7 protein-coding genes are annotated in these 13,743 nt (G+C 33.1%); 5 read left to right on the forward strand and 2 right to left on the reverse strand.

Annotation, left to right across the window (positions count from 1 at the left end):
• Window positions 1-118 precede the first annotated feature (118 nt).
• The 5 genes from KM029_RS08895 (at window position 119) to KM029_RS08915 (ending at window position 12,469) form a co-directional block, all read left to right on the forward strand.
• Window positions 119-7,867, forward strand: coding sequence for an Ig-like domain-containing protein (locus tag KM029_RS08895; RefSeq protein ID WP_158631010.1), 7,749 nt, complete (start codon window positions 119-121; stop codon window positions 7,865-7,867).
• A 475-nt stretch (window positions 7,868-8,342) separates the two neighbouring features.
• Complete coding sequence (locus KM029_RS08900; protein ID WP_144072949.1) at window positions 8,343-8,957, forward strand: hypothetical protein; 615 nt, start codon at window positions 8,343-8,345, stop codon at window positions 8,955-8,957.
• A gap of 137 nt (window positions 8,958-9,094) precedes the next feature.
• The gene (gene radC / locus KM029_RS08905; protein ID WP_144072950.1) at window positions 9,095-9,805 is read left to right on the forward strand and encodes a RadC family protein; all 711 of its coding nucleotides are present in this window, start codon (window positions 9,095-9,097) and stop codon (window positions 9,803-9,805) included.
• Between the two features lie 68 nt (window positions 9,806-9,873).
• Window positions 9,874-11,175, forward strand: a complete 1,302-nt coding sequence (locus tag KM029_RS08910) for a hypothetical protein (RefSeq protein ID WP_144072951.1) — start codon at window positions 9,874-9,876, stop codon at window positions 11,173-11,175.
• Window positions 11,176-11,293: 118 nt separating this feature from the next.
• Window positions 11,294-12,469 (forward strand): T9SS type A sorting domain-containing protein, encoded by a 1,176-nt coding sequence (locus KM029_RS08915; protein ID WP_144072952.1) that lies wholly within the window; start codon window positions 11,294-11,296, stop codon window positions 12,467-12,469.
• Window positions 12,470-12,547: 78 nt separating this feature from the next.
• Here the strand turns inward: KM029_RS08915 and KM029_RS08920 are convergent, their stop codons facing one another.
• Both KM029_RS08920 and KM029_RS08925 read right to left on the reverse strand, forming a co-directional pair.
• Window positions 12,548-13,096, reverse strand: a complete 549-nt coding sequence (locus KM029_RS08920; protein WP_144072953.1) for an outer membrane protein — start codon at window positions 13,094-13,096, stop codon at window positions 12,548-12,550.
• Between the two features lie 15 nt (window positions 13,097-13,111).
• Window positions 13,112-13,660 (reverse strand): hypothetical protein, encoded by a 549-nt coding sequence (locus KM029_RS08925; protein ID WP_144072954.1) that lies wholly within the window; start codon window positions 13,658-13,660, stop codon window positions 13,112-13,114.
• Between the last annotated feature and the right edge of the window lie 83 nt (window positions 13,661-13,743).

The following is a 13,743-nucleotide window of genomic DNA, read 5'->3' on the forward strand; positions in this document are numbered from 1 at the left end:
AGCATTTGTAGAGTAAACTATAAGTGATTGTCGAGTACTATTTTTTCTTCTTGAATAGCGTATTAATTACAATTGTAGTGATCTAAATAATTTTTTAACTAACTACGCTATGTTTGAAATGAATATTACTAAAAATTTACTCTCTTTACTATTACTTCTGCTTATTGGTAATTCTACCTTTGCACAAAAAGGGGAAGTACTTTGGAGAGAAGACTTCAATGAAATCAACCCTGACATTTGGCAATTCGAAACTGGAAACGGCAATTGGGGATGGGGAAATGGAGAGCTCGAATTTTATAAACAAGAAAATACGAGTATTCAAGAAATTCCAAATGAAACAAACAACAATGCTCTAGTAATAGAAGCAAAAAAAGAAAACGAAGGTGGATTTGAATATACTTCTTCTCGATTAAAAAGTATAAATGGACTAGCTGTTCGTTACGGTTTAATTGAGGTTAGAATGAGAGTTCCAGATTTAGGTAATGGTCTTTGGCCTGCTTTCTGGATGATGGGTACAGACCAAGAACAATGGCCTTTACGTGGTGAAATTGACATCATGGAAATGGGACATAAATTAGAAGATAGAGAAAGGCATGGAGAAGAAAGTGCCGATATAAATAGCTTTGTTGGATCTAATATAATTTTATACTCTAAAGATGCCTGTAGCGAGGGGAACCCAACTTGTGCTGGGAGTGCTGCTTACGATGTAAACTACGCAAACCCATATGTTGCCACTACCTCAATGGCAGATCGTTTTGTAATTTATAGAATGTATTGGAGTGCTGAAGAAATTAGAATTACTATAGAAGATAATGGCACAGAATACGATCTTTTTGCTGGCCCTTTTGGATTGCAAGAAGGTACAGATACAGAAGTATTTCAAAAACCATTTTTCTTTTTAATGAACATGGCTGTAGGAGGTACTTTTACAGATGCTCTCTCAACATCTACATTAAATATTACTACTCCTGCTAAAATGTGGGTAGATTATATCAGTGTTTCCAAATGGAATAATCAAGGAGAAATATTTACAGGAGAAATACCTAAACCTCAAGTTTCACTTACCTCTCCTACTTCTAATACTATAGAAAATACAAGTTCTGTTATTTTAGAAGCTGAAGCTACTTCTAGTTTAGGGAATATTACTAAAGTAGAATTCTTTATGGGTGATTCTCTTTTAGGACAAGATCTTTCTGCTCCATATTCTGTTGAATGGAATAACCTTACTGCAGGAGATTATTCAATTACAGTAAAAGCTACCGACAATAAAGGTGTTACTCAAACAACTGCTCCCACTATTTTTAATGTAAGTGATTTATCTGGAGAAGGAGATATTATTTGGGAAGATAACTTTACATCTATAGATAGAAATACATGGAAATTTGAAATTGGAAACGGTACTTGGGGTTGGGGAAATGGAGAATTAGAATTCTACACAGAAAATAACACTAGTATTAAAGAAATTCCTGAAGAACCAGGTAACACTGCAATTGTAATTACTGCAAAAGAAGAAAACGCTGGAGGCTTTAATTACACTTCTTCTCGTTTAGTAAGTGAAAATGGCGTTGCTGTAAAGTATGGTGTTATAGAAGTAAGAATGAAAGTCCCTGATCTTGGTAATGCACTTTGGCCTGCATTCTGGATGATGGGGACAGATGCTCAATCTTGGCCTTTAAGAGGTGAGATTGACATTATGGAAATGGGACATAAATTAGAAGAAAGAGAACGCCAAGGACATGCTGATGCTCCAATTAATAGCTATGTAGGTTCTAATATTATACTTTACTCAGAGGCGGCTTGTAGTGAAGGAAATCCTACTTGTGCTGGTAGTGCTGCTTATGATGTAGACTACAGTAAACCATATGTAACATCTACTACACTTGCCAATAAATTCGTAAAATACAAAATGTATTGGAGCCCATCTTCTATAAGAATAACAATTGTAGAGGATAACATAGAATATGATTTATTCGAAAGTCCGTTCGGATTAGAAAGTGGTACAGATACAGAAGCATTTCAAAAACCTTTCTTCTTTTTAATGAACATGGCTGTTGGTGGTAATTTTACTGATGCCGCTACAAATAGTGATGTAAACTTTGATGCTCCTGCAGAAATGTGGATTGATTATATCAAAGTGTCTAAATGGAACGGCAGAGGAGAAGTGTTTAAAGGTAGAATGGGCGGTAAAACTGGTAAATTTGCTGTTTTTACAAACGACGATGAAATCAATAACGGACTTACTGTTGGTGTAGATGCAAATGTTTATGTTTGGGAAAACTCTTTAGTAGAAGGTACTTCAGAACCGTTTGAAGGGGCAAATGCTCTAGCTTGGGAAAATACAACAAATGCTTGGTTTGGAGGTGGAATTGCTACTTTAGAACCTCAAGATATGTCAGATTATCAAAATGGTTCATTAAAATTTCATGCAAAAATACCAGAGGGTTTAGGATTTAAAGTTGGAATAATTTCGAAAACAAACGAAAGTTGGATCACATTCCCTGCAAATCAAAATAAATATGGTTTAATTAGAAATGAAGAATGGACTGAAATAGTTATCCCAATCAATGATTTCGGGTGGTTAGACCTCACTCAAGTAGAATATCTTTTTGCGATTACTGCAGAAGATGGTTCTGAAGGAAATTATGACTTTGCTTTTGATAATATTTATTGGGATGATACTCCTGTAACGTCACTTCCTCCTAAAGTAAGTATACTCTCTCCGTCAAATAATCAAGTACTTTCAGATATATCTAGCTTATCATTATCAAGCTCCGCATATGATTTAGATGGAGAAGTTGTATCAGTTACTTATTTTGTAAATGATTCAATAATTGGTGTAGCTAACTCATCTCCATTTACTATTTCTTGGAACGATATTCCAACAGGTGAACACACTATTATTGCAAAAGCAGAAGATAACAGTGGAGTATCTTCCATCTCTACTCCTATCACTTTTGTAGTAACTGATTCTAATGAAGGGATTGGAGAAGTTATTTGGGAAGATAATTTTGATACAATTGACAAAACTACTTGGCAGTTCGAAACAGGAAACGGCAACTGGGGTTGGGGTAATGGCGAATTAGAGTACTATACAGAAAAGAACTCTACTATTAAAGAGGTACCTAATGAAAATGGTAATAAAGCAATTGTAATTACTGCCCAAAACGATAATATCAGAGGGTTTGGTTTCTCTTCTTCTCGCCTTAAAACACAAGATAAATTAGCTATAAAATATGGTGTTGTAGAAGCAAGAATACAAGTTCCAGATTTAGAAGGTGGCTTATGGCCTGCATTCTGGATGCTAGGAACTGGATCACAAGGTTGGCCAAGTATTGGAGAATTAGATATTATGGAAATGGGGCATAACCCTGCCTACAGGTTGAAACATTTAGAAGATAGTACAATCACTCCTGATGTAAATAATTATACTGCAGCAAATATTATTTGGAAATCTTCTGCTGCTTGTAGTGATGATAATCCTACCTGTGCAGCCAACGGAACGTGGTTTAAAGGCTCGGCTACTCCTTATGTTTCTGAAACATCAATGGCAAATAGATTTGTAACCTATAGAATGTATTGGTCGCCAAAAGAAATAAGGTATACAATTATAGATAATGGTCAAGAATATGATTTACTCCCTGCTCCTTTTAATATAGAAAGTGGAGACGGACTAGAAGCATTTCATAAACCATTTTACTTCTTAATGAATTTAGCTGTAGGTGGTTTATTTCCAGATATTTTAAATAAAGAGGGTATTACTGCTGATATGCCTTCTGAAATGTGGATAGACTATGTAAAAGTTTCAAAATGGAATGGTGTAGGAAAGGTTATTCGCAATACCGTTTCTAACAAAAAAGAAGGTCTATTTGGTGTATTTACAGACAATACTGCCATTGATAGTAAATTAGAAATTGGTGTAGACACAGATGTTTTTGTTTGGGAAAACACTTTAAAAGGAGGGACGACTCCACCTTATCAAGGTACAAATGTAATTGCTTGGGAAACAAACCAACCTAATTGGTGGTTTGGTGCTGGTATTACTTGTAGAGATTTTATTAATCTTTCTGACAAACGAAAAGGTAGCTTAAAATTTAAAATCAAAATACCCGCAGATGTTGGTTTTAAGATTGGAGTTGAAACTACAGACACTCAATATTGGGTAGATTTTAAAGCAAATGAAGAAAGTTATGGCTTAACAAGAAATGGAGAATGGGGAGAAGCAATAATTCCTATTAGTGATTTCAACGGTATAAATCTAGAAAAAGTAACGTCTCCATTCCTTATCCTTTCTGGTGAAGGTGGTACAGCAACTACTTTCGAAATGGCTGTTGATGATATTGTTTGGGATCCAAGCTCATTTCCTTCAGAAGCACCAACAGTACAAATAACAAGTCCTACAAATGGTATTGAATTAGAAAATCCATCAACATTATCAATTACTGCCAACGCAGAAGATATTGATGGAACAATCCAGAGAGTAGAATTCTACTACGGTCCTAAATTAATTGGTATTGCAACAGAAGCTCCTTATGTAATTCAATGGAATAACATTAAAGAAGGAGATCACGTAATATCTGCCAAAGCAATTGATAATACTAACCTTAGTAGTACATCTACTATTCAAGTTTCTGTAATTGGAGAAGGTATTGGTGAAGTAATCTGGAGAGAAGATTTTAATACTATTGATCCTGCTGTATGGGGTTTTGAAATAGGAAATGGAAATTGGGGCTGGGGTAATGGTGAATTAGAATATTACCGAGAAGAAAATGCTTCTATCGAACAAGTACCAAATGAGGTTGGTAATTCTGCTTTAGTCATTGAAGCCAAGAAAGAAGACTTTGGAGGTAAATCATATACGTCTTCTAGAATGCTTACTAAAGATAAAATTGCAGTAAAGTACGGTGTTGTAGAGATCAGAATGAGAACACCTAATATTGAAGGTGGCTTATGGCCTGCTGCTTGGTTATTAGGAACAGGTCCAGGAACATGGCCTAGTATTGGTGAAATTGATATGATGGAAATGGGCCAAAATTTTGACGATAGAGCAAGACAAAATTTCCCCTATGCAGAAGCAAACAATTATGTAGCTTCAAATATAATTTGGTATTCAGACCAAGCATTATCACCACAAAATCCAACAGGGGCAGCAAGTGCAGCATGGGATCCAAATTACGCAAACCCGTATGTTGCAGATAGTACTCTACAAGATCGTTTTGTTACTTATAGAATGTATTGGTCATCTAGTTCAATTAAATTATCTATTGTAGACGACTCTGTTGAACATTTTATGTTTGAGCAACCGCATTACTTTTCAGAAGAAACAGCTACATTCCAAAAACCATTTTATTTCTTATTAAATATGGCTGTTGGTGGTGTATTTACAGATGCTCATGCAGAAGATCAAATTTGGGCTACCTTACCTGCTAAAATGTATGTGGATTACATTCAAGTATCGAAATGGAATGGTGAAGGTGAAATTGTAACAGGAGCATCTTCAAATATTGCAGCTGAAGGTCGTTTTGGAGTATTTACAGACGAAACTGCTGTTAATAACAAAGTTACTCCAGGCCTAGATGCTGATATTTATTTATGGAACAATTTAGCTCCTTCATCAATTACTCCATTCGAAGGTAACAATGCTATTTCATGGGTTAACCAAGTTGGTGCTACATGGTATGGTGGCGGAGTTCATGCTAGAGAAACATGGGATTTATCAAACTATAAAGACGGCTACATTAAATTCAACATGAAATTACCTACAGACGTAGGCATAAGAGTTGGTTTTACAAGTACATCTGCAGAATATTGGGTACCAATTCAACCCAACGAAAAAAATTACGGATTAGAAAGAACAGGAGATTGGGAAGAAGTAATTATCCCAGTAAGTGCATTTAATGTTGAAGATCTATCACAAATAAATGCTCCATTTCTAATTTCTTCTTTAGATCCTTTAAAAGATTCCATTTATAGTTTTGCATTCGATAATATGTATTGGGAATCTGCTACAATTACCTCTCCTATCGTAGATATTACTATTTCTCAACCAGAAAATACTATCGCATATTTAAAAGGTGATAATCTACAAATTTCATCAAATGTATATTCTCCCAACTCAATAATAGAGAAAGTTGAATATTATTTAAACGATGAAAAAATAGGAGAAGTAGCAGATGCTCCTTATGCATTTACTTTAGAAAACATTGGTTATGGAGACTATTCTATTTCAGCCAAAGTATTTGATGCCAATGGTGTTGGAATATCAACTAAAAAAGAAATTTCTATAGTAGAAAAAGGAATTTACTTTGCATTACCATCTATCGCATTTACATCAATAGAAAACGATCAAATTTTCTCTGAAGGTGAAACTATCGTTTTACAAGTAGATGCAACATCAGAAAATGGCCTTATTGAAAAAGTAGAATATTATGATGGGCAGACCTTAATTGGTACATCAACTATAGCTCCTTTTACATTCTTGTGGGAAAACCCTGCATTGGGAAGTCATGCATTAACAGCAAAAGTGTTTGATTCGATAACAAATGCCACCTCTTCTACTATTGTTATTAATGTAGAAGAAAACAATTGTACTCCCACTAATATTGCAACAGGAAAAAATATTACTCAATCGAGTACAGAAGGATACCTAAATGCTGATTTTGCTATTGATGGCGATCCCACAACTCGATCATCAACAAATTTCAGTATTCCTCAATGGATAAAAATTGATTTAAAAAGATCATATGATATTGAAGCTGTTAAACTAGTTTGGGAAAGAGCCAATGCAGATACTTATTATATATTAATGTCTGATCAAGACACTGACCCTGATCCATCTACATGGACTATTATTAGTGATCAAAGTGGACTTGAAGACCAAGCAAGAACAGATTCTTTAATTAACCTTGCTGGTAGCGGTAGATATATAGCAATGTACGCTACAAGTAAACAACATCCTTATGGTATCTCTTTATATGAATTTGAAATTTATCCAACCTGTGAAAGTGGAAAAAACAATACCCCAACTCCTGTCATTAACTTTACCCAAAGTGGTTCGAGTTATCAATTTGATGCCTCTTTATCTACTGATATTGATGGAGATCTATTAACCTACCAATGGAATTTTGGTGATGGCACAACAAGTACTGCTGAAAAACCACTTCATAACTACTATCAAAATGGAGAGTATTCTGTTTCACTTAGAGTCAATGATGGGTTTACAGAAGAAAGTACATCAATTATAGTAGATGTAAACACTATAAATACAGATGTCTGTACATTTTATAGTAATAATGGGGATTTCACTGTTGAGGTTGAAAAACAAGATAACCCTACAATCACATTTATTCCTACTTCTTTATTAGGGAGTTCTGATTGGGTTATCATTACTACTTTTGTTGATGGAAACATTACAGGAGGTTTTTACATGGAGAAAGAAGGTGAAAATTTCACATATACATTGCCTAGAAACCTTGGAGAAAACGTAGTATTCTATTTCACTTACCAACATAATGGTGTTGGGCAAAAAGACACTACTAATGATAAGGTTGAAATAACTATTGGAGGATGTGGTAATAATACGCGCAATAACTTGGAGCAAAATACTATGGAAAATGAAGTACTACTTTATCCAAATCCATCAAAAGGTACTTTTGAAATGAAAATGACAGACTTAACTGCAAATCAGAATGTCTATATTCGAGTAATTAATATTTCTGGTACCGAAGTATATGCTAAAGAAACCCAGACAAATGTTTTAGGTGAACTCAATGAACGTATTGATTTATCAGAAGCATTAAACACAGGCATGTACCAATTAATAATTATTGGTCATGACTTTTCTGAGTCAGTTTCTATACTTATAAAGTAAAAACGGTTTTTAAAAGGTTTAAGCAGGTAAAAGAGACTTTCTGATAGTTTCTATTCCCTTATTACTATTATTGAATACAGATGAATGGTATTTAGACCTACTAATTAGGTTTAAATACCATTCTTTTGTTTTAACGCTAACTCTTTATTTTATAGATTTTTAGCTCAAATACTTTAACCCAATATTAACAGAAAATGAATTCATCTTCATTAACAAAATTAACTCCTTTAAGTGTTAATACAGACACTTATAAAATATAACTATCATCAAACCATTTTACTTAAATTATAATACAAGGATCAAAATACACTTATAGAATATAATGTAATTAAGTGTATTCAGTACAAAATAATATTTATTAAAAACACATATTACACTTATATTATTTTACTTGAAATCATTTTGACGAAATAAAAAAATACCACACCTTTGTAATGTTCAAAAGAGAAATAAAAAACAAAATAAAAATATTACAATGAAAAATTTAACAATCTTATTTGCCGCTTTATTATTATCATTCAATACGTTTGCTGCAGAATTATACTTACCATTTAACGGTATTTCATATTTCTTCAAAAGTTCTGAAAATGGAACATCAGCAACATTAACATTAGCAAATTTAGAAGGAGAGGAAGTTAATTTCTCTATAGAAAATAAAGAAGGCAAAGTTTATATGACTAAAACAGTTATTGCTTCTGGTAAAGTTAGTGAAGACATTAATTTTAAAAGTTTACCAGAAGGTCAATACAGCTTTAAGTTAAAATTTGAAGATAAAATGATGGTTAGAGAATTTTTTGTTACTCCGTCTAAAACTGCGGTAATGAAAAACTTCCAATTAGCATCTTCTGATCAAAAATTTAAAATGTCAGTTTCAGGCGAAAACTTAAACTTAATCATCGGTAATGATGTTCAAGGATTTGTGAAAGTTCGTTTAAAATCTGATGACGGAAATGTATTCTACAACGGTAAATTCGTTGCTGGTGCTAAAAACATCAAACGTTTTGACCTATCAACTCTTCCTACTGGTACTTATGTTGCCGAAATGGAACTTGATGGTGTTGTTTACTCAGATTCATTCTCTGTATTATAAGAAATTACAATAAGTAATAATTCATTTCATTTCATACTTGGAGAGGTTATCACAGAAGTGGTAACCTCTTTTTTTATTTTATTTTTTTGAGACTCTCCCTATATTTACTTCACAAAATCTAACTCAATTGCTTAACGATGGAAACTATTTACAACAATCAGATTGTAGGTTTAAGTATTAAAAACCTTGCAGAAGAAGACCGCCCAAGAGAAAAACTCTTAACAAAAGGACGTCAATCTTTAAGTAACGCAGAACTAATTGCTATTTTACTTGGTTCTGGTACGCCAAAATTATCAGCTATTCAAGTAGGTCAACTTCTATTAAATGAAGTGGATAATAATTTAGATAATCTCGCAAAATTATCTATTAAACAACTCAAACAAATTAAAGGTATTGGCGATGCCAAAGCCGTAACTATAACTGCTGCATTAGAGTTAGGAAGAAGACGCAAAGAGACAGAAAAGCCTATCAAACCAAAAATTGGTTGTTCTAAAGATATTTACAACCTACTATCTCCTCACCTACTTGATTTAAATCATGAAGAGCTTTGGGTAATATTATTAAGTAGATCAAATAATATAATTGGAACAGAAAAAATAAGTATGGGTGGTAGAGCTGGAACAGTTGCTGATCCTAAAATCATCTTTCAGAGAGCACTCGAAAAAGGTGCTTGCTCAATTATTTTATCTCATAATCACCCTTCAGGGCAAGTAAAGCCTAGTCAAGCAGATATATCACTTACAAAAAAGATTAAAGAAGCAGGTAAGTTTCTTGAAATGCCACTGTTAGATCATTTAATATTTGGCAACGAACAGTATTTTAGTTTTGCTGACGAAGGGATTTTATGATAATTCCTATGTTTTATGTATTTTCAATATAAATTTCACTTGCTGTCTTTAATACGTAAATGATAACTATGTACAAATTAACCCTTCTATCGTTTCTTCTTGGCTTATTTCCTTTAATCACTTTTGCTGTGGATGGAGAAAGTTTTATCAACATTAAACCACAAATGGAACGTTTTACATCTATAGATCAATGGGAAAACCCTAATAATTGGTCGCCTAAAATGGTTCCGAATGAAGAAACACTTATAATAGTAAAAAATAAATCATTTATTATTGATTTCAATTTAAAACATGACAAACAAATAGTAGGTGCTATTGATGTTTCTCATGGTGGTGAGTTAGTGATTACAAATAGAGGCAATCTTTTTATTACCAACTCACTAACTATTGGCCCTAAAAGTACTTTAGTAGTAGAAGGTCAGTTAACAGTACAAGAAGCGACAATTCAATGTACAGAAGCAGAATTTACAGTTGATCAAATTGGTGCTATAGATGCACATGAACTCACTATTAAAATAGAAGATTATGCTGCCACTATAAATGGACATATATCTACAACATATCTAACTATTCACTTTTTAGATAAAAATGGACAATTACAGATTGGTGATGAAGCTGAAATTCATGTACAAAGTGAAACTGTAGTAAAAAATAGATATCAAGATAATATACTCGGTGATGTTAGAAAGATTACGACCTCTGGTTGTTCAGGCAATAAATTGTTTTGCAATCTTGTAACTGCCTATCATTTAAAGCTACCAACAATTGTAGATTTCTTTGATATTGAAATTGAAAATGGACATGCGTTTGCTTATTGGGAAACATCAATAGAAAGAGATTTAAGTCACTTTGTAATAGAGAAATCGCACGATGGAATTGATTTTGAAGAAATTGGAAAAGTACAAGCAAGTGGAAACTCTCATGAAGTAGTACCTTATGATCATAAAGATGTTGCATTTACTGAAACCAAAGATACTTTTTACAGACTAAGAACAATTCAGCAGTCAGGTGAAGAATATATTTGGTGTCGTCATTTAAAAGCCAACGAAAATGACAAAGAAGAATATGGGTTAGTAAAAATCAATCCTAACCCTACAAATTATAAACTGGCTCTTGATTTAGAAGGAGAATCATTTAAAGACTTTGATATAAAACTACATCATACAGAAAATGAGTCTGTTTGGGATATCATGCCTGAGTTTGAAGAAAACCAAGCATTATTTGATATTCATCACTACCCAGCCGGAACTTATATTCTTAAAGTAAAAATGAAAGACCTTCTGGTCTATTCTGGTAATGTGATTATACATGCCACTAATAGTAGAGGGAATATAAAGAACAGCCAAGCTATTATTTTAGAGGAGGATTAATTTTAATAACTTTAAACAACTTCAACGGATCACTTTACGATACGTTTTAATAAATAGATGTAATTTTTGATATAATTTCACATATTACACTACGATTTTAACTACTTAACTTATTTTTATGAATACTACGAAAATATATATATTATTATTTTTCGGATTTCTATTCAGTAGTAACCTATTTGCTACTAGTCTACATATAAGACGTGGAGAAACAAAAATTATAAATGGAGACCTTACTGTAAATAGAGGAGAAAGTATTACTGTAGATCCAGGAGGAGTTTTAATTGTAAAAGGTTCTGTTAAACTAAATGGCTATGTAACTACGATTGCAAGACATGGCCCTCCTAGCTTTAATCCAAGATATATCTATATTCGAAATAATGGAGATATTGTAGTTGAAAAAAATGTTGCAATAAATAATGCAGTTAACTACACAGCAGGGTTACATGCTAGTTTATCTATTTTAGGAGAAAGAGTTAATGCTGCCGGAACATATGCAGGACGACATGGTCATGTCACTGGAACAAATAAAATTGAAGGGCATCCTGGAACTCATAATTATGTAGGTCCAAACCTTCACATGAATGGAATGGCTCAAGAATTCTTTGGTGGCGGTGGTGGTTATGGTGGACACACTACAGCCATGACTAAAAATAATATTGATCAAATTCCATCTCATGTAAAAGATCTTATTCTACAACATTTCCCTAATTCATTAGCTGCCACTAATTTACCTATAGAATTATCATCATTTAATGTGGTAATTGATGGAAATGCTGTTATTGCTTCTTGGGTTACAGCTCAAGAAATAAACACTAAAAGTTTCACGGTTGAAAAATCAGCGGATGGTAGAAATTTTGAGGTCATAGAAGAAAATATTGAAGCTGCAGGTAATTCAGAAGAAGAATTAGAATATGAGATAACAGATATGGGGCATAATACTTCTGCAACAGTTTATTATAGACTAACCGAATATGATCTAGATGGTAAATCTGAATCTTGGATAAAAGAAGTACATCTTAAAAATGAAGCTTCATCTCATGTAATTAGTGTTTATCCAGATCCTGCAGATAGTAATTTTAATGTTGTTTTAAACCTTATACAAGGAGATAAAGCAACTTATGAATTAGTACAAGCGGAATCTGGAAAAATGATTTCTTTAGAGAACAAAGAAGAGTTTGATAATGGCAAAGCTGAATTTAATGTTAGTCATTTAAACGAAGGTATTTATGTTTTACTTGTTAAAATAAACGGTAAACCTGCATATAATAAAGAGTTGATAATTAAACATTAATAATCAACTTCAAAAAAATAAAAAAGGCTGATTTCTTTATTGGAAATCAGCCTTTTTTATTTGTCTTGTCTCGTAATTCTAAAATAATAGCCCTAAAGATATATCAAAAGAACCCATAGACTTATCACTTTTCGGAATTCCTAGTTGCTCAAAACCAACTTGACCAGCTCCAATATAACTAAATTGAAGATTTAAAATTGCAAATTTTAATCCGGCTGCAATCTTATAACCAAAATTCCACTCATCAACTAAAGGATCCGATGAGACCGAATTAATAACTGTACTATTGTAAACTCTAACTCCTCCTAAACCCACACCTGCATAAGGTTTTAGAGTACCTGTAAGAATATAGTAACGGTACTGCAGCATTACTGGCATTAAAAGCCAGGCTTCTGCTAATGCATCGTTACCACTAGCCATTAAATCTATTTGTCCGAGTATAGTAACTTCAGAATGATCTGTTATTCCTGCTCCAATCTCAGCATATATGTTAAAACCAACATCAGAGTATTCACTTAAATCTCCTGTTCCAGATGATAACCCGCCACCTAAACCGAAGCGAACTTGAGCATTAGATATTAATGAAAATGAGAATAAAAAAAAGATTGATAATATAAGGTTTTTCATGATTGAGAAGGTTTTTTAAAATAAAAGCCCAAGAGTCATATCCATTGAACCGAGCGTATATTCTTGGTATTTACCTGCATTAAGGTAATTTAATTGTAGATTAAAAATTGACAAACCGACGCCTACACCTACTTTATATCCAAAACTCCAGAAATCATCAATTACTTGTGGGTCTCCACCAGGGTTAAGAGGATCAGCTTTTAAATAATATGATTTTACTCCACCAATACCACCTTGTACATATGGTTTAAACATTGATTCACCATCTTTTGGTAAAATATAATAACGTCCTACAGCCATAACTGGAATTTGATACCAAGCTTGAGCCAAAGAAACATCTAATGGAAGTGCTACAAAGCCATTTACCTGACCACTTAAAACAGCAACCATGTTTTCGTTAAAATCATAGCTCAATTCAACATAAGCACTATATCCAGCACTCGAAAATGGAGATATATCACCAACGCCAGCAGAACCACCTCCACCTATACCAAAATGCACTTGAGCAGTAGCAAAATGTGTGAAAAGAAAAAGGGAGATAAGTAATAGAAATTGTTTCATCATTTTTAATAGATTCTTTTATAAAGAGGTGTTGAAGTCAAGAACTAAATAGTAAGCTTAAAAATATACTTCAATGTTAAATTGAA

Source organism: Flammeovirga kamogawensis (assembly GCF_018736065.1).
Taxonomy (GTDB): Bacteria; Bacteroidota; Bacteroidia; order Cytophagales; family Flammeovirgaceae; genus Flammeovirga; species Flammeovirga kamogawensis.